This window comes from Acetomicrobium hydrogeniformans ATCC BAA-1850 (genome assembly GCF_000160455.2).
GTDB classification, from domain to species: Bacteria; Synergistota; Synergistia; order Synergistales; family Acetomicrobiaceae; genus Acetomicrobium; species Acetomicrobium thermoterrenum.
The window spans coordinates 1,235,509-1,252,566 of record NZ_ACJX03000001.1 but is presented as its reverse complement, the minus strand read 5'-3'; the positions used below and the strand labels follow the sequence as shown (position 1 = coordinate 1,252,566).

Below are 17,058 nucleotides of genomic sequence, written 5' to 3'. Positions count from 1 at the left end.
AATCCCCCTTTATCTTCACCATAATGACTTAATCCTGTCGCTGCGGTTAACTATCTCAGTAATACGAACTCCGAAATTTTCATCGATAACTACAACTTCGCCTCGAGCTATCAGCTTACCGTTGACCAAAATGTCTACGGGGTCGCCGGCCATTTTATCCAATTCTATCACAGAACCGGGCGTTAAATTCAATATTTCACCGATAGTTTTCGCGGCTTGGCCCAACCTCACGGTTATCCTCACGGGTACATCCACTATTAGGTCAAAATTATGACCGTCCATATCCTGATCTACAATTTGTTTATCCAAGGGGACAAATTCCGCAGGCCGCACCTCGACAGCTCCAGACACTTCTTCGCCAACGACACGCCCCGACGTTTCTCTTGCCACTTGAGAAACCTTTGCAGATACAGGCAATCCCGTTTCTTTTGGACCCTGTTCCGATCTTTTTTGTGGCTGTTCTCGAGACCCCACTCTTTTTTTAATTTCATCCGATAAAACCTGGACAATCTTTTGGGGCATTAAACTCCACAGTTTCAAATTGCCGACATCTTTAATTTCCGCATTCAAGCTAAAAACCCATACATTCTCGCTCGAAGGAAGAAGTTCAAAGGGAAGCCATCCTTCGACTTTTAAAGAACAGGAGGTATTTTTAATCCCAATCCTCCTACCGCCCAACAAATTGACCATCTCAGATATGGCAGCACCAGTAATCTGGCTCAACCCCTCCTGAGCTGCACTCAGATACAAATCGTTCATCGAGTCGGGCAATTCGGCTCCGTCGCCACCCATCATAATGTCGGCTAAAAGCAGGGCTGTTCTTTCGCTCATCACAAAGGCGTGAGACCAACCTTCAAAGGCGTCATAATCCACTACGTAAAGCAGATAGCTTGATTTTTCAAGTTCCTCTACAAAAGCCGCTTGTCCGCAAACTCGGCTTTCCTTTACATCTATCTTTACTTCTCCGCCGGAAAGCAGTTGTAATACATTTGAAAAGGCCTGCGCATATAACGAGGCAATTTCCTTAAGCTCTTCATCCTCGTCCTGCTTCGAGGCTCCTCCTATTCCTTTGAGAAGAGCTTCGATCTCTTCTTGGCTTAACAGGTCATCAGCCATAAATTAATTCCTCCTCGGGCTGCAGCTCGACATTACCCTTCTCCGAAATGAAGGTTTTGATTATCTGAACCGAGTATTTTTTATTATAAATTCCAGCATGGCCCAAAAATTTGACCCTTTCCCCCACTCTGACCTTTACCGGTTCCGAATAAGTTTCTTCAAGCTTAATAACATCACCAACACGAAGTTTCAAAATATCTTTTAGCGTTACATCAACATGTCCTATTTCTACAGTTACTGGCACTTTTACTTTGGACAATCTCTCTATGATTCGCTCTTGAGAAGCATCATCTTCTCGACTGCCCGTAGAAACAAACCATCGCTGAGAGCTAAGTTGATCTATAACTGGTTCTATAGCAAAATAGGGTATACAGATGTTTATGAAGCCATCAACATCACCAATTTTCACTTGAAGCGTAATGACCACAACAACATCTGACGCAGGACAAATTTGAGCGAAATAGGGGTTGCTTTCCATGTTTTGTATCCTAAACCTGAGATCGACGATCGTGGCCCAGCTTTCCTCGAGAAGTTCCAACATTCTCATAACGACCCGCTCCGTTACGGTCCTTTCTATATCCGTAAGTTCCCTTGCTTTATAGGTAGTTTTGCCGACTCCTCCCAACATTCTGTCTATAATGGCAAAGACGAGTCGGGGGTTTATCTCCAACAGTGCATTGCTGCTTAAGGGATACATTTCCATAACGACTATTACAGTAGGTTGAACTAGCGATTTTATAAATTCGTCATATGAAAGCTGTTCTACTGAGGCAACCTCCACGGAAACCATGGTTCTCACAAAAGAGGAAAATGCCGTTGTCAATTGGCGAGAAAAAAACTCATGTATCATCTGAATAGCTCGCAACTGATCTTTATTGAACTTATCGGGGCGCTTGAAATCATAAACTTTTATTGCTCTCTCTTTTTCTTCGCTAGTTAAAGCAGCAATATCGACAGTACCGCTTGAAAGAGCTTTTAACAAGGCATCTATCTCGCTCTGCGAAAGAACCTCTGGTCCCATAATTTCACCACCAACTACTGGATTATAAATTCTTGAAAAAGCACATTTCTTACAGGCAGCTTGTCCTTCACAGGGGGCAAAATTGTATTTAGGCGTTTGGATATATCCTGAGCTAATGCTAAAACACCATCAGCGGTACGAAGGTCGTCGTAATATCTATTTTTACAGGTCAATATGATTTCGTTTTTTATCCTGCTTATCCAACCCTGCTCCGAAATCGTAGTAAGGAAAGCCGGATCTGATAATTCCAATACCAAATTAAAACGCACTATATGAGGATCTTTATCTGCCAAATTTACCGTAAAGTCACCAAGTTGCAACATGGCTCCCGGCTTCGCAATTTCCTTATAGCTCCCATCAAGGGGTTGCGGTTTTCCGAAGAATTTATTACCCAAAAGGATACCACCGCCAACTCCAAGTATAAGACAGATTAATCCTACTATTATAATAATTAAAAAACGCTTCACCATAATTATATAATACCTCGCAATTAATTGAAAGGATCATTCTTTGAAATTATTTAAAATCACTATATCTACACGTCGGTTGATACGCCGATGTTCCTCAGTATCGTTTGGTACTAACGGCCTGGACTGACCATACCCCACTGTCCTCAACCTTTTGGGATCAATACCAGCTTCTACAAGATAGGATCCTACGACAGCCGCCCTCATAGCCGATAAACCCCAATTATCCCTATACGGACCTCTGTTGAGAGGAACATTATCCGTATGGCCCTCCACCGATATCTGATTTGGAAGATCATTAATGATTTGAGCGATCTTGTATATCAAACGCCTGGCAGGTGGTATAAGTTCTACGCTCCCGCTTTGAAACAAAAGTCCGTCTATTATTGAAATTACGATTCCCCTTTCTTCCACCCTTACCGTAACCTCATTCATTAGATTTTCTGACTCGAGCAATTGTACCATCATCTCGTGTACTTTCTTCACCTGCTCTGCGTTCAGGGTCATTTCCTGCCCCGGACCTGTAAGCTGTGCACCCTGCATCGTCTCTTCGCCCGGTATTGTCGTAACACCCCCCGGAAGGACACCTATGGCATCCTGGAAAGAATATATCATCTTTTGAAACTTCTGCACATCTATAGTAGAAAACGAGTACAAAAAGACGAAGAAGATCAGAAGTAAGGTCACCATATCTCCATATGTCGTTAGCCAATTGCCCCTCAATTGTGGCAAATCCTTCTTTCTCTTGCGTGCCATTAAAACAACACCTTATCTTTATTGTGATTCTTCCTTTTCCTCGAATGCTACTCTAAACTTGGGCGGCAAAAAGACCTTTAATCTCTCTTCGACCAGTCTCGGGTTCTCTCCGGCCTGTATTGCCAATATCCCCTCCACCACCATTTCCCTCGTCATGACCTCCTCTTGAGTTCTGACGGTCAACTTTCGGGCGATGGGAATGCCAAAAATATTGGCCATCATAGAACCATAAAAGGTAGTGATCAATGCCACGGCCATCCCCGGCCCCAGAGCGTCAGGGTCGTTGAGGCTCCCCAGCATTTGTATCAAACCTATCAAGGTTCCAAGCATTCCGAAGGCGGGAGCCAGTTCCGCAAAGGTGTCGAACATGAATTTGTTGCCCGCATGCCTCTCCTCGAGAAGCCCAATTTCGGTATCGAGTATGGATTTGACCAGCTCTGGATCGGTGCCATCTACGACCAGCTGTATAGATTTTCTCATAAATGGGTCGTCCAGCTGTTCTGCATCATCCTCAAGAGATAGAAGTCCTTCACGCCTTGCCTTTTCCGCAAAACTCACCATAGTCTGGACTATAGATATCAGCTCGGGACTTTCGGAAAAAAATGCCTTCTTCAAAATTTGACCCAAAGACAAGACGCGCTTCCAGGGGTTAGAAAGAATTGTCCCTCCCAAAGCACCTCCAACGACTATCAAAAGCGACGGCAGGTTGATAAAGGCTCCGGCATCACCACCGGCAACTATTCCTCCTGCTACCATGATGCAGGCCAAGGCGATCCCGATAAAACTAGCAAGATCCACTGCCAGACCCTCCGATTTCCTCCTTAAAAGTAAAGGTGCAGCCCTTTCTTATTCTACGTTTATAGTTCAATACCGATTCAATTATCTTTTCGGCAGACTCCTCGACCACATATCTGTGTCCATTAACGAGAGTGATCACGGTATCGGGCGTAGTTTCGATAGTTTCTATCAAATCGGCATTTATGACAAATTTCGCACCCCTGAGACGAGTAACTTCAATCATATCTCATTACACCTTTCGGGTAAAGGGTAAAGGTTAACGCTTTAGATTAATTAACTCGTCTAAAACTTGATCGCTTGTAGTAATTACCCTAGCATTGGCTTGAAATCCCCTTTGTGCAATGATCAGTCTCGAAAACTCCTCTGCCAGATCTACGTTTGCCATCTCAAGGTTGCCTCCGGCCAAGGAGCCCGCTCCACCCTCCTTGGGCGTAACTACTTGAGGCAATCCCGAATTGGCGGTAGGGATAAAAGCCGTCATACCTATTTTCTCAAGGCCGCTGGGATTTGAAAAAAGCGCCAGGGATAACGTGTAAAGAGCGCTGTTTCTGCCGTTGCTGTAGATGCCCATGACGGTCCCGTCCGAGGCTATCGAGAAGTCCTGCAATACGCCCATCTGATAGCCGTCTTGATAGTATGCCTTCGTCGTAAAACTCGAACCGAATTGAGTCACGCCGTCTATGGGGCTCTTTCCAAAGGATTCGCCGGAGAAATCCAGCTTTATCGACGCATCTTCAGCCCCGAGGGAAGAAAATCCGATGTTCACGGTGGCCGTTCCTCCGCTTTTCAGCTTACCGTCGGAACCAAATTCGATAATGCCGGTATTGTTCGAAAGCGCTATCCCCGACTCGGTGGGAAGCCATGCCCTCCAACGCCACTCATTGGCGCCTATCTTCTCAAAGGCGACTTCAACGGTATGGGGATTGCCCATAGAATCGTAAATGTCAATTTTGGTGGAGTGAATGGAAGAGGTGCGTTGATTTAAGGTAGCAGCGACTTCATATGTAAAGCCATCATTGCTTGCGGAAACGGAAAGGCCCCTCCCGTCTTCGGTGGAATTTAATCTGAGACCAACGTTTCCCGCAAGCCCTGTTATATCGATGCCACCCGTAGGTACTGCAAAGGTGCCGTCGGCATTGACCGGCACAACCGCTTCAAAAGACGTCCAGGCGGGGATGGGGGTATTATTGTCTTCTCCCCACAACCTCATGACCATATTACCGTCTCCGCTGTCGGTGAACTCAACTAAATAAGGCCTTGTTTGATGGTCGTCGCCCTCAAAATTAAGGATCTGGTAATCCATAATGCCGGATATTTGCTGTTTCCAAACAATATTATTATTTCCCGGATCCTTCAGCTGAAGCTCACCGGTTTCGTCATCGAAGTGTAATGTATAACTATCGCTACCAATTGTAACTGATACATCGCTCAGTTCTGGCAATCCGGTATTTTGATTTATTCCCACCAAGCTCATGGGATACGACGATCCGCCTATGGATACATTCAGGAGGTTATTCAGGAGGTTGTTATCGCCGCCTTCAGAAATGGCCAAAGTGTAGTTATTGCCCCCTATGGCGACAGTTGTCGAGAAGTTCGGATTTGTTATCCCCATGGGAAGATAGGTGTCAACTCTGCTGTCAAGATTACACTGCAAGCCCAAGACTTCCGTTCCTTTGGCACTCAACTTCTGTCCTACCGGAATGTTCAAAGCCACCAACTGGGTCCCTCGAACATATTGAGTGGGATTTTGAGGATCGGGCGTCATCTTATAACCCATCAGCGTATAACCCGTACCAGACTGCACTATATTGCCATTTCCATCGAGCACGAAATTACCGGCTCTGGAGTATACGTTTTGAGCACCGTCGTTTAATACGTAATATCCGTCGCCCTGAATGGCAACATCTGTACGGTTACCTGTATATTGCAAGGGGCCTTGGGAGTGTATCGTCTCCACGGCAGCCACGGTCGTCCCCAACCCAATCTGCATAGGGTTTACGCCTCCAATGTTCTCTCGTGGCGCCGTAGCGCCCTTACTCGTCTCGTATAACAAGTCCTGAAATGTAACAGTCGACTTTTTAAAACCCGTTGTATTGACGTTGGCTATATTGTTCCCCACCACGTCAAGCATCGTTTGATGACTTCTAATACCGCTTACGCCGGACGTCAAAGACCTAAGCATTACAATCCCTCCGATTTAGAGTATGAAATTTATGGCAGACAATCCCTTGCCCTTTTTACCCGCCATCCGTGGAGGGCGTCGTAACCGCCTTTATTTCGTCTAAAAGTATGTATTTGCCGTTTTCCAACTCCAGATAAACCTCCCCGTCCTCAAACAGGGCGGAACGAACGGATGATTGTTGATATAATCCCGTGTTATCATCGTAATAGATCACTTCTTTACCAATATAGCTTTGGGCGTTAAGCTTTGTTACGGAGAGCAAGCTTTCCACGCCCTTTGCTACATTCGTCATCTGCTCCAAAGTGGAAAATTGCGCCATTTGAGCTATAAACTCCGTATCGCTAACGGGCTCCAAAGGATCCTGATGAGTCAGCTGCGTTATCAATAACTTCAAGAAGTCATCTTTGCCCAGCTCATTTTTGATCTCCCTTTTTCCTTCGCTATAGTAACTTTGGTTAACGGAGGAAACTTGATTTACGGCCATATTCTCACGCCTCCTTTAAGCTATCCACTGAAGCAATCCGGCATCCATATTCAGAAGGAAAGACATTTTCTCGCCCTCATCCAGGGAACCCAAAAGCCCGTCATGGGAAACTTTTTGCCTTTTAAAATTCTTTTCCCATCCATGGCGAGCATCTCTGTCGCCGTCGTGGTTTAAAAATACATTAAGCCCCAAGACCTGAAATCCCGTTGCAGTCAAGGTTTGCCTCAGGGAATCAAGCTGTCCCGTGAGCAAGTTCGCCGTATCGCTGCCAGCGACGCGAAAGGTTGCCCTAAGCTCGCCGCTTTGGGTAATATCGACATTTATTTCGATATGGCCAAGCTCGGGAGGGTGCACCTCAACGACAGCTTTTTGGGCTCCTTCGCGACGCATCAAATTGATTGCAGCTCCCAAACTTTCTTTCAATATGGCGCCCCTGTCGTCATAAAAATTACTTCGATATATGACTCTTTGACTGTCATTTTCTGCCCCTGCGGTATCTGCAATTGAGGACGCTAAAGCCATAAACGAAGCTCGTGATCCCTCTTCATAGATCGGTTCATTTCTTGAATTCCCTAAAATTTCGGGGAAATTTCTCAACCCTCCGGCATATTCGGAATCGGAAGAAACTTTTCCATTTACCTGAAAACCTGGTGTGTCGGCATTGCCCCTTTTAACGTCAAAAACCTTTGAAAAACCACCTTGATCGCCAGGACTTTTCATATGTTTCAGATCTTGGCCCCGGCTTGCATCTTCAACAACGTTCTGAGATGACATTTCGTCACTTCGGACATTTTTTTGACCGAAAAACGAATCTTTATCTTGGATATCTTCATGTGCAGGAAGGAGGACCCATTCTTCCTGCTCGAATTGTGTGTAAGGCTCCGTTTTTTCGGCAATTTTCCCGAAGTCGTCAGAAACATCGACAAACTGTGGGGTTTTGAGCTCATGATTGTCCTTTTTATTCTGAATCGCATTTGCAGGTGCCATTAAATCTTCCGCTCTTACGCTATCGCCATGGCGGACCGCCTCAGTTTCTCCCTTTGATTGGTCATGCCAAGCCGCAAACTCCTGGCAAAAAAAGCCGGCCTCTACGTAGGGGAATAAAACCTTTCTCTCACAGGGCTTCAACGTCGCTTCTTCCCCCTCTGCTTTGTCTTCTTTTGCGTCACATCTTTTCGCCTCTTCTTGACAAAGGGTTGGCAAAATATCCGCTTGGATCGACGCAATGCCCCTTGCGCCCAACTTCTTCATGATCCCTTCCAAGATAAAGCCGAAGGAATCGACAGAGTCGGAAGTGGTTTGATATTTTTCCGCCATAACGTCGGGAATCCCGCCCTCTAAATTTCCGAGCAAATGAATCAAAAAAGGATTGAAAGACACCGTAATCACTCGCCTTTTTCCGTCGCCATCTGCTCCATCAGCCTTGCCGCTTTAGCCGCATCCATGCGACCAAGTATCGCCCCTGCAGTGTCGGGAGGTAAAGCCTTCAGGACTTCTACCGCCAGAGAGTCAGTAAAGTCGTTTAAAACCTCCGCAGCCCTTCTCGTCGACATCTCCTGTATTATCGCGATTACCTTTGGGAAAAGCTCCTCCTCGACTTGGAGCTCTAAGGACGACGGCGTTTGCGTCATTTCTGCCAAACTCCTCGCCCTGGCCTGAAGCTCCTCCTCCATTAGGGTTAATTCCCTCTCCTTTTTCTCCAACTCTTCTTCTTTTCTTTGAAGTTCAAGAAATTTACTGTTAATTTGTTTCTCGTATTCCTGCAGTTCCTGAATTCTTCTTTCCTCCGGAGTTATGACAACCTCGCCTGGGGGAAACAACCTGTCGCCCAAAAAGGGCAAATGCGATCCTGCTTTATATGTTATCGACCGTATATCGACTATACCTAAGAGGTGCAGTCCAAAAAGGGCACCACAGGCCAACATGATAATAAATAAAGAAAGAAGGGCACAACCTACGGCCCTTTTCTTCTTTTTCGGTTTCTTTCTGCCCGGCTTCTGCGAAAGCTCTTCTTGTCCCTCTTCTCTGTCGACCGAACGTTCGTCTATAGCTTCCATCAACTGTCGTCCCTCTTAAATTTTTCATATAAAGCCTTCACGTTTCTCACAAAGTTGACGGTTTCCCCGAAAGGTGGTATCCCCCGGTAATAATCAACCCTGCCGGGGCCAGCGTTGTAAGCCGCAAGCGCCATATCCAAATCGCCGTCATATTTCCGAAGGAGATGGGCCAAATACCTTACTCCTCCTTCGACGTTTTGCCGGGGATCAAAAGGATCTTCTACACCCATATCTTTGGCCGTCGCAGGCATAAGCTGCATCAGCCCCATGGCGCCCTTGAAAGATACGGCTTTAGCATTACCGCCGGATTCCATCTCTATAACTGCCCTTATCAAGGCTGAATCGACTTTAAACTTCCTTGAAACATCTTCGATCAGATCTTCTACGTTTTGAGAAGAGATTTTATCGACATACCTCTTATCGCCTTCGAGGTCGCGCATGACTTCGATAAAGCTTCTCTTTTTTTGCTCTGTCCTTTCGCCGACCTTTTCTCGTATTTGCTCAACTCTTGAATGCACTTCCCTGATCTTCTCGAAATTGGGGCCAATCCTCACGAAACACCATTCCTTCCCATGTGACTTAAAGAAATATCATCAATTGCAGATTGTTCTTTCGCCAGCTTTTCCGAATTTTCCTTTTCATAGAGCCTATTTGCCGCCCTTTCCATGATCTTTGCTTCCTTGTATCTATTTAACAGTTCCTCTGTTATATTTTCGACCGCTATCTCGCATTTTCTTAATTCCATCGAGGTTTGAGCTATTTCGCCTTCGATTGATTCCACCTGCATTCTGGCCTCCCAGAGGTCTTCAATGCTGTGCAGTCCGTTGTCCGAAATCGTCGCAAATTCTGTGACAGCATCGTTCATATCCTGCTCCAGTTGGACCAAGTGCTGCTTTAGCTCATCTAAAATTTTCCTTTGATTTTTTAGTGCAATTTCCAAAGATTCAACTTCCTTGTTTTTTATGTTTTCGAGTTTATTGAACCTCTTTATCCTATCATTCATCCTTTACTCTTCCTTTCACTGAGTGGTACTGCGATGTCTGTCGAAGACACATCTATTTGGGCGCCAGAGAAGAAAGCAACTTCACCGTTTCTTCAAAACCAAAGCTCCCCTCCACCGGTTGGCTCAAGAAGTCCAAAACATCGTCCAGATGCTTCAGAGCCCAATCTATATTGGGATTGCTTCCGACCTTATACGCACCAATATTCACTAAATCTTCTGCGTCTTCGTAAATCGCAAGCAATTCCCTGACACGTTGGGCTGCCGCAAGGTGCTTTTGAGATACTATATTGGGCATTACACGGCTTACGCTTCTTAATATGTCTATGGCAGGATAATGCCCTTTTGAAGCTAACTTTCTTGAGAGCACAATATGACCATCGAGGATGCCCCGTACTGTATCTGCAACGGGCTCATTCATATCGTCGCCCTCGACCAAGACGTTATAGATACCGGTTATACTTCCCCTTTCCCCGGCACCTGCTCGCTCCAATAACTTTGGCAGGAAGGCGAAAACCGATGGGGTGTATCCCCTCGTAGCAGGAGGCTCTCCGATGGCTAAACCTACGTCACGCTGAGCCATTGCCACCCTCGTAATGGAATCCATCAAAAGAAGGACGTCTTTGCCTTTGTCCCTAAAGTATTCTGCTATAGCCGTGGCCGTCAGGGCGGCCTTCAATCTAACTAAAGGAGGCTGATCAGACGTGGCAACCACTACTACGGAACGTTTTAATCCGGAACTTCCCAAATCCCTCTCCAGAAACTCTCCTACCTCTCTTCCCCGCTCTCCTATAAGCCCAATGACGCTGACCTCAGCCTCGGTATTCCTTGCCATCATGCCCATAAGAGTACTTTTGCCGACTCCGGAACCTGAAAATATGCCTATCCTTTGTCCTCTTCCCAGGGTGAGCATGCCGTCTATGGCCTTCACGCCAACAGGCAAAGGCGAAGAAACGGACTTTCTCAACAGAGGATGAGGCGGTCTGGCATATAGAGGATATACGTCCCCTGCCATCACTGGACCCTTATCGTCAATAGGTTCTCCTAATCCGTTCAAAACCCTTCCCAAAAGTCCGGGGCCGACTCGCACGCCAAGTTTCTGACCGACTGCCACTACATCGCAACCAGGCCCAATGTCGGCCAATTCTCCCAGAGGCATTAATAATACTCTATCCTCGTTAAAACCGACGACTTCAGCACATAAAGAGGAGGAGCTGTCTCGATATCGGATCTCGCAGAGATCGCCCACGCGGACATCCGGACCTTTAGACTCTATGACTATGCCAATAGCCTTCGCTATAATCCCGTTTAAACGAATAAAATCCAGGTTATCCAGCCTGGTTTCCAATGCCGACAGCATATTTCCGTCATCTTTAAAGGTCATTTTCCTGCTGACCCTCCATCAGAAGGCGATCGATCTCTTCAGACAAACGTTCCAACTGAGTGCGCCACCGGGCATCGTAAATGCCAAGGTTTGTCTCTACCATGCAGCTGCCTCTTTCCACGTGATCATCAGCTATAAATTCCAAGTGCTTGACACCTCGCAGCATATCGCCGAACTGATCAATTTTTTCTTGAAGGTAGGCCACTTCAGAGGGATGTAAATATATGATAACCTTTTCCTTATCGCTCATGCGCTTTAAAACCTGCTCCAGCAATCGCTCCAACACTTCGCTATCTAGCTTCACTTCTCTGTAAAGAAGTCTTTTTAATACCTTTTCCCAGAGTCGAATCATCTTCAGGATGTTTTGCTTAAATAATGCGTCCATCGAACGCGACAGGGATTCGCAACAACCCTCGAGGATGCCCACCAAACCCGCTATTTCCTGCGCCACTTCCTCTTTGGCCACTCTCAGGGCCTCTTCCTTTCCTTCTTCCAAACCTTGTTTGAACCCCGCTTCATAGGCCTCTTTTTTTGCCCTTTCCTTGGTTGCTTCTATTTCTCTATTAGCCTTCTCAAGAAAATTCTTCTTTTCGATTTCCAAAGAACCTTTAAGCTTGTCAAAGTCCTCTCTAAGTTTTTCATATTTTTCCTTAATGGAAAGATATTTCCCCTTCAGCGCAACGTAATCTCTTTTGAGCTCATTAAAATTGGCGTATTCGCCGGTACCTGCTTCAATGACGTCGCCTTCTGCATTCGACTCCTTAGGAGATTTTTGCAAGCGTTCAACGTTAACTTTTGATATTATCTTTACCGCATTGGGCACGAGGCGTACGGTTTTAAAGAGCTTGCTGTCGTCAGACAATTAACTCCTCCTCCCCTCCTCGCGCAATGACTATCTCGCCGGCTTCCTCTAGGGCCCGTATTACGTTTACGATCCTCTGTTGAGCCTCCTCTACATCCCTCACCCTCACGGGGCCCATATACTCCATGTCCTCCTTCAACATTTCCGCTGCTCTCTTCGACATATTCTTGAAGAACTTATCCCTCAGCGCTTCGGAGGCACCCTTCAAAGCCAATGCCACGTCCTTCATATCGACATCGCGAAGCACCCTTTGCAAAGAGCGATCGTCCATACCGAGAATGTCCTCGAATACAAAAAGCCTCTTTTTGACCTCTTCAGCCAATTCGGGGTCTTCTTCTTCTAGTCTTTCCATTATGTTGCGCTCTGTAGCCCTATCGGCGTTATTGATGATTGCAACGAGGGAATCTATTCCGCCAGCTATCGTGAAATCCTGGCTCAGCACCGTGGAGACTTTCCTCTCCAAAACCCTCTCCACCTCTCGAAGCACATCCGGCGTAACTCTTTCCATAGAAGCGATCCTCTTTGCTACTTCGACCTGCAAGTTCGGCGATAATCCACTCATTACTTGGGCGGCCTGTTTCGGCTCCATATAGGAAACAATTAAAGATATGGTTTGGGGATGTTCGTTTTGTATAAAAGTCAAAATCTGTTGAGGATCGGTCTGTCTTATGAAGTCAAAGGGTCTGACCTGAAGGCTGGCCGTTATTCTGCGCAATATGTCCTGCGCCCTTTCCGGACCAAGGGCAGACTCCAGGAGCTGTTTGGCGTAATCCACACCCCCTTGAGTCATATATTCCTTGGCAAGCAACAATTCTTGGGCTTCTCTCAATACTCCTTCCCTTTGGCTGCCCGATACCTTTCTGAGACCGGCTATCTCCATAGTGAGCATTTCTATTGTGTTCTCGTCCAGGTTTTTGTAAACTCTAGCCGCAACGTCAGATCCCAAAGATACGAGCAGTATGGCAGCCTTTTCCCTTCCTTTTAAATCTTTCCCCCTCCTTTCCACCTTCCAACCTCCTATTTATCGTAGTTTGGCATATACCTAATATTGATCTTCCAACAGCCAATTTTTGATAATAGCAGCTATCTCCTCTGGCTTCTTAGAAGCATATTCCCTCAATTGCTGTTCCAACACCGCCAACTCTCCCTTTTCTTTTAACAATTCTGGGCGCTTGAGCAGTTCTTCTAAGGAGGGTATACCCTCTTCCTCTCGAGCAGGTGCTGTCTCAGGTTTTTCTTCTTTTCTTTTCTTGCGAAGGAAGAAAATAACCCCTCCACATATGAGCAATGCAAGCAATACGGCTAAAATTATCCATAACCATCGCCTTGACGGGGCCAAGGCAACGGCAGGCACTTCCATGGCGGAAAAGGGCATCGAGGCCACATATAACTCATCTCCCCTCTCCTCGTTAATGCCAATTGCCGCCGCCACTGCCTGTCGCAGGCTGTTCAACATTTGCTGTTCAAGTTGTCCATCTACAAGCACAGAAGCTGTAATCTTTTCTACCCCTCCCGGGGTGTAAACGACTTCCTGTTCCCTTGTTGTGATCTCGTAATTCGTGGTAGTTTCGGTTCGCTCGTAACTGCTTGGCCCCGCAGTCTGGGGGGTTATCACATATCCCGGGATATTTGTCGTCGTGCCCGGTGCTCCTCCTGGCGGAATGCCCGGACCTGTATAGGTTTCTTCTAAGCTTTGGTCGCTCCGGGGAACCCCTCGCCCGGAAGGTCCTGGTACGAATTCCCTGGTGGAAGTCCTCCTTCTGTCAAAATTTAAAAAGACCCGAACCCTTACGACAGCCTTTCCAGGTCCAAAAATTCGTTCAAGCATCTGTCTCGCTTTGCGTTCCAATTCGAGCTCCTGTTGGCGTTCCATCTCCCTTTGAACAGAAGTTACCGTTTCGTTTCTGAGGACAAAATAACTCTCGTCGAGCATGTCGGACAAAATTGCGCCCTTGCTGTCGACCACAACAACATTGTCGGGGCTCAACCCCTCGACGCTGTGGGACACGAGATGAACGATAGCTTTCACCTGCTCGGGGCCCATCTCAAAACCCGGCTTTAGACTCAATAACACGGAAGCCGTAGCGGGAAACTGCTCTTCCAAAAAAAGCTTCTGTTCCGGTATGACAATGTTGACCTTGCAAGATTGGACGCCTCTGATACTCTGTATGGTGCGCGTGAGCTCTCCCTCTAAAGCCCTCAAATAGCCGACCTTCTGTTGGAAATCGGTCATTCCCATCTTCATTTTGTCGAAGAGCTCAAAGCCTACTGCTCCACCCCTTGGAAGTCCTTCCCCTACGAGGGAAAGCCTGGTCTCATAAACAACATCCCGAGGTACCAAAATGGCGTTAAAAGAAGGGTCGACCCTGTAGGGGATATTGCTTTCCTTCAAATAATTGACAATGGCTGCCTGATCCTCTACATCTAGATTTGAAAAAAGCGGTTCGTACCTTTCTCTCCCGCCGACAAACAAAAGCAAAAGGACGACAGCAACACCTGCCCCTGCTACCCCCATAATAGAAAGGCGTTGCCATCTGGACAACCCGGACCAAAATTGCTTAATATCGTTCCAGACCTTTGTTAATCTATCCACTACCGATTATACCTAAACAGGTATTCTGGACAGCTGCTGATAGGCGTCTACCAGCTTATCTCTTACCTCTACAAATAGTCTGAGGGCTATTTCTGCCTCAGCAACGGCCGTTACAACTTGCGAAATATCGTCAACGTCACCAGTTACTAATTTTTGCACTTCTCGTTCAGCCCTAAGTTGAAGATTGTTTACGTTCTCAAAGCCTTTTTTTAGATGATCTTCAAATGATTCCTTGTTAGTTTTTTTCGTTTCCGGGATAAATTGACCAGAATTTAATTTCATAAGGTCTATGCGCGAAACGGACAATGCCTTTCCCTCCCCACTCCGGTTTTAGCGTTATTAGATTTAAGCTTATAATTTAGCCTTTATTATAAAACAAAAAAGCGATCGCGTTTGCAATACCCTAAAAAAATAACCTGCCTCATACCAGCAAAACCTGACATGAGACAGGTTGTTGAAAAGTTTTTTACACTGCTATATCTACTGGCGTAGGAACAAATTGATTTTATTTCTAACCAACGAACTCTAGCACAAAATGTGAGCTTTTCGACTATCAATGTTTCAGAAGGGATCAGGAACGAAGTACATCAATTGCGCTGCCCCAGATCTCCTTGGCCGACTCCACTACCATTAAATTGGCCTCGTAAGCCCTGGTAGCCGCCATCATATCCGTCATTTCTCTGACCACGTTGACGTTTGGATAGGCCACGTAACCTTCTTCGTCTGCATCGGGATGCTCTGGCTGATATACCATACGTGGAGGCAGATCATCCTCTTCAATCTTTTCCACTCGAACCCCTTTAGCGCCCTTTTCCGTCGCTTCAAGCCTTTCGGCAAAAATTGGCACCTTGCGCCTGTAGGGTCCTCCGTCCTGTGTTCGAGTCGTGTTCACGTTGGCCAAATTTTGCGATATGAGATCCATCCACAGTCTATGGGCAGTTAAAGAGCTGCCGGCTATTTCGAGTGAATCAAAAAGACGCATCACCTACCGCCCCCAATGGCCGTTTTGTAGGAACTGACCCTTTTAGACATCAAGCTTGCCAAAGCGGTATAGGTCATTCTGGCTTGAGCCAACTTGGACATCTCGATATCGAGGTCGACACCGTTACCATCCCACCTCGCCAATTCACCCACAACACGATGTTCTTTCGGGGTAATGCCCTTTATATCCCGAGGCAAGTTTGTGATATGGGCTTCATGGGTTGTCGCCAAGGGGAGTTTGGGCCTTTTGTTCACGGAAAGCGCCTCGCGAAGTTCATCCTCAAAGGCAACCTCGCTTCGGGCATATCCCGGCGTATTTGTATTTGCCACGTTTTGGGAAATTGCTTCAAAACGCTTTGATAACCCCTTCATACCAAGGGTAATGACATCCCATGTTACGTCTCTCATGTATCAACACCCCTATACTCTAATCGGCAAAAAATTAACGTACCTTTAGATCGCCCAAAGGCGCTTATCTAAACCATATATTAAATATATTGGGCAAATCGGCCTTTTATTTGCTTAACTCCTCTAAAAAGATGGGGGACAAGATCTTTATATAGGTCCCCTTCATGCCCAAGCTCCTGCTTTCGATCAAGCCTGCGCTCTCCAGCTTGCGCAGAGCATTGACGATGACGCTCCTGGTAACCCCTATCCTGTCGGCCACTCTGCTTGCCACTACTACCCCTTCGCAACCCCCGAGCTCTTTAAGAATTACTTTTATGGACTCCATCTCCGAATAAGAAAGAGCTCTGACAGCTATTTGGACCATAAATCGTTCCTTTGCTCTCTCCTCGATGTGATGTGTCCTGTCGTACAAAATTTCGATTCCCACAACAGTGGCAAGATACTCAGACAATACAAGATCGCGCGTATCGAAAGGTGCGCCGAAACGAGCCAAGATAAGCGTTCCCAGCCTCTCTCCACAACTGAAAATGGGCACATATACTACATGCTTATTGAAATACCTGCAGGGCTCGTCAGCGTAGGCGCAATTGCCGTGATCGCTGTGATTTAAAACCGATTCGCTGTGTTGGTTCAGTCTTTCGGTATAGTTTTTAGGCATATAACCCTCATTAAGCAACTGTTCCATATAATCGCACTTGTAATCGCTTATCCAGGCATAACCCAATATTTTGCCCTCTCCGTTGATTATATATACGTTAGCGGTTGCCAGATCGCACAACAACCTAGCAATCTTTTGATAATCCGGATGGGGCGTCATGGCGGAAGATTGCAGGGTTCTACTTATTATGCGAGTCTTATTCAGCAAATCCTCCATTGCAGTGGGATTAACGATTTTGGGCCTTGCTTCAATTAGCTCACGAGGCGTTTCCATGACCATAAATTTCACCTT

At 46.4% G+C, this 17,058-nt stretch carries 20 protein-coding genes; all 20 read right to left on the bottom strand.

What is annotated here, in order from left to right:
* Positions 1 to 15: 15 nt before the first annotated feature.
* Positions 16 to 1,116, bottom strand: coding sequence for a flagellar motor switch protein FliN (gene fliN, locus HMPREF1705_RS06130; protein ID WP_057940814.1), 1,101 nt, complete (start codon positions 1,114 to 1,116; stop codon positions 16 to 18).
* The gene (gene fliM / locus HMPREF1705_RS06125) at positions 1,109 to 2,137 is read right to left on the bottom strand and encodes a flagellar motor switch protein FliM (RefSeq protein ID WP_057940813.1); all 1,029 of its coding nucleotides are present in this window, start codon (positions 2,135 to 2,137) and stop codon (positions 1,109 to 1,111) included. Before fliM ends, fliN begins: the two co-directional genes overlap by 8 nt.
* A gap of 14 nt (positions 2,138 to 2,151) precedes the next feature.
* Complete coding sequence (locus HMPREF1705_RS06120) at positions 2,152 to 2,607, bottom strand: flagellar basal body-associated FliL family protein (protein WP_057940812.1); 456 nt, start codon at positions 2,605 to 2,607, stop codon at positions 2,152 to 2,154.
* Positions 2,608 to 2,640: 33 nt separating this feature from the next.
* Positions 2,641 to 3,360, bottom strand: a complete 720-nt coding sequence (locus HMPREF1705_RS06115; RefSeq protein ID WP_057940811.1) for an OmpA/MotB family protein — start codon at positions 3,358 to 3,360, stop codon at positions 2,641 to 2,643.
* Between the two features lie 18 nt (positions 3,361 to 3,378).
* Complete coding sequence (locus tag HMPREF1705_RS06110) at positions 3,379 to 4,158, bottom strand: motility protein A (RefSeq protein WP_057940810.1); 780 nt, start codon at positions 4,156 to 4,158, stop codon at positions 3,379 to 3,381.
* On the bottom strand, positions 4,145 to 4,381 hold the full coding sequence (locus HMPREF1705_RS06105) for a flagellar FlbD family protein (protein ID WP_057940809.1): 237 nt from the start codon (positions 4,379 to 4,381) through the stop codon (positions 4,145 to 4,147). The genes HMPREF1705_RS06110 and HMPREF1705_RS06105 overlap by 14 nt, the downstream gene beginning before the upstream one ends.
* Before the next feature lie 33 nt (positions 4,382 to 4,414).
* On the bottom strand, positions 4,415 to 6,340 hold the full coding sequence (locus tag HMPREF1705_RS06100) for a flagellar hook protein FlgE (protein WP_057940808.1): 1,926 nt from the start codon (positions 6,338 to 6,340) through the stop codon (positions 4,415 to 4,417).
* 55 nt (positions 6,341 to 6,395) lie between these two features.
* Entirely contained in the window at positions 6,396 to 6,824 is a 429-nt protein-coding gene (flgD, locus tag HMPREF1705_RS06095; protein WP_057940807.1) for a flagellar hook assembly protein FlgD, read from the bottom strand.
* Positions 6,825 to 6,839: 15 nt separating this feature from the next.
* Positions 6,840 to 8,204 carry a flagellar hook-length control protein FliK gene (locus HMPREF1705_RS06090; protein WP_057940806.1) on the bottom strand — a complete coding sequence of 455 codons (1,365 nt, stop codon included), beginning with the start codon at positions 8,202 to 8,204 and terminating at the stop codon, positions 6,840 to 6,842.
* A 5-nt stretch (positions 8,205 to 8,209) separates the two neighbouring features.
* Positions 8,210 to 8,881 (bottom strand): MotE family protein, encoded by a 672-nt coding sequence (locus HMPREF1705_RS06085; protein ID WP_057941019.1) that lies wholly within the window; start codon positions 8,879 to 8,881, stop codon positions 8,210 to 8,212.
* Positions 8,881 to 9,435, bottom strand: coding sequence for a lytic transglycosylase domain-containing protein (locus HMPREF1705_RS11145; RefSeq protein WP_057940805.1), 555 nt, complete (start codon positions 9,433 to 9,435; stop codon positions 8,881 to 8,883). The genes HMPREF1705_RS06085 and HMPREF1705_RS11145 overlap by 1 nt, the downstream gene beginning before the upstream one ends.
* Positions 9,432 to 9,884, bottom strand: coding sequence for a flagellar export protein FliJ (locus tag HMPREF1705_RS06075; RefSeq protein ID WP_057940804.1), 453 nt, complete (start codon positions 9,882 to 9,884; stop codon positions 9,432 to 9,434). Before HMPREF1705_RS06075 ends, HMPREF1705_RS11145 begins: the two co-directional genes overlap by 4 nt.
* Positions 9,885 to 9,936: 52 nt before the next feature.
* A complete protein-coding gene (fliI, locus tag HMPREF1705_RS06070; protein WP_083489960.1) occupies positions 9,937 to 11,265 on the bottom strand; it encodes a flagellar protein export ATPase FliI in 1,329 nt (442 codons plus the stop codon).
* On the bottom strand, positions 11,255 to 12,127 hold the full coding sequence (locus HMPREF1705_RS06065) for a FliH/SctL family protein (RefSeq protein ID WP_057940803.1): 873 nt from the start codon (positions 12,125 to 12,127) through the stop codon (positions 11,255 to 11,257). The genes fliI and HMPREF1705_RS06065 overlap by 11 nt, the downstream gene beginning before the upstream one ends.
* Positions 12,120 to 13,133 (bottom strand): flagellar motor switch protein FliG, encoded by a 1,014-nt coding sequence (gene fliG / locus HMPREF1705_RS06060; protein ID WP_009201691.1) that lies wholly within the window; start codon positions 13,131 to 13,133, stop codon positions 12,120 to 12,122. Before fliG ends, HMPREF1705_RS06065 begins: the two co-directional genes overlap by 8 nt.
* A gap of 36 nt (positions 13,134 to 13,169) precedes the next feature.
* On the bottom strand, positions 13,170 to 14,720 hold the full coding sequence (gene fliF, locus HMPREF1705_RS06055; RefSeq protein ID WP_040348221.1) for a flagellar basal-body MS-ring/collar protein FliF: 1,551 nt from the start codon (positions 14,718 to 14,720) through the stop codon (positions 13,170 to 13,172).
* A gap of 12 nt (positions 14,721 to 14,732) precedes the next feature.
* A complete protein-coding gene (gene fliE, locus HMPREF1705_RS06050) occupies positions 14,733 to 15,026 on the bottom strand; it encodes a flagellar hook-basal body complex protein FliE (RefSeq protein ID WP_242603551.1) in 294 nt (97 codons plus the stop codon).
* Between the two features lie 265 nt (positions 15,027 to 15,291).
* Positions 15,292 to 15,702, bottom strand: a complete 411-nt coding sequence (gene flgC, locus HMPREF1705_RS06045) for a flagellar basal body rod protein FlgC (RefSeq protein ID WP_057940802.1) — start codon at positions 15,700 to 15,702, stop codon at positions 15,292 to 15,294.
* Positions 15,702 to 16,109, bottom strand: coding sequence for a flagellar basal body rod protein FlgB (gene flgB / locus HMPREF1705_RS06040; protein ID WP_057940801.1), 408 nt, complete (start codon positions 16,107 to 16,109; stop codon positions 15,702 to 15,704). The genes flgC and flgB overlap by 1 nt, the downstream gene beginning before the upstream one ends.
* A gap of 106 nt (positions 16,110 to 16,215) precedes the next feature.
* On the bottom strand, positions 16,216 to 17,040 hold the full coding sequence (codY, locus tag HMPREF1705_RS06035; RefSeq protein WP_057941017.1) for a GTP-sensing pleiotropic transcriptional regulator CodY: 825 nt from the start codon (positions 17,038 to 17,040) through the stop codon (positions 16,216 to 16,218).
* Between the last annotated feature and the right edge of the window lie 18 nt (positions 17,041 to 17,058).

What these genes read in the sequence shown, in the direction of transcription:
- flgC (WP_057940802.1), bottom strand. Translation starts at nt 15,702, where the DNA reads ATGCGTCTTTTTGATTCACTCGAAATAGCCGGCAGCTCTTTAACTGCC.
- fliN (WP_057940814.1), bottom strand. Translation starts at nt 1,116, where the DNA reads ATGGCTGATGACCTGTTAAGCCAAGAAGAGATCGAAGCTCTTCTCAAA.
- fliM (WP_057940813.1), bottom strand. Translation starts at nt 2,137, where the DNA reads ATGGGACCAGAGGTTCTTTCGCAGAGCGAGATAGATGCCTTGTTAAAA.
- HMPREF1705_RS06085 (WP_057941019.1), bottom strand. Translation starts at nt 8,881, where the DNA reads ATGGAAGCTATAGACGAACGTTCGGTCGACAGAGAAGAGGGACAAGAA.
- flgD (WP_057940807.1), bottom strand. Translation starts at nt 6,824, where the DNA reads ATGGCCGTAAATCAAGTTTCCTCCGTTAACCAAAGTTACTATAGCGAA.
- HMPREF1705_RS06120 (WP_057940812.1), bottom strand. Translation starts at nt 2,607, where the DNA reads ATGGTGAAGCGTTTTTTAATTATTATAATAGTAGGATTAATCTGTCTT.
- flgB (WP_057940801.1), bottom strand. Translation starts at nt 16,109, where the DNA reads ATGAGAGACGTAACATGGGATGTCATTACCCTTGGTATGAAGGGGTTA.
- HMPREF1705_RS06100 (WP_057940808.1), bottom strand. Translation starts at nt 6,340, where the DNA reads ATGCTTAGGTCTTTGACGTCCGGCGTAAGCGGTATTAGAAGTCATCAA.
- fliI (WP_083489960.1), bottom strand. Translation starts at nt 11,265, where the DNA reads ATGACCTTTAAAGATGACGGAAATATGCTGTCGGCATTGGAAACCAGG.
- codY (WP_057941017.1), bottom strand. Translation starts at nt 17,040, where the DNA reads ATGGAAACGCCTCGTGAGCTAATTGAAGCAAGGCCCAAAATCGTTAAT.
- HMPREF1705_RS06105 (WP_057940809.1), bottom strand. Translation starts at nt 4,381, where the DNA reads ATGATTGAAGTTACTCGTCTCAGGGGTGCGAAATTTGTCATAAATGCC.
- HMPREF1705_RS06075 (WP_057940804.1), bottom strand. Translation starts at nt 9,884, where the DNA reads ATGAATGATAGGATAAAGAGGTTCAATAAACTCGAAAACATAAAAAAC.
- HMPREF1705_RS06115 (WP_057940811.1), bottom strand. Translation starts at nt 3,360, where the DNA reads ATGGCACGCAAGAGAAAGAAGGATTTGCCACAATTGAGGGGCAATTGG.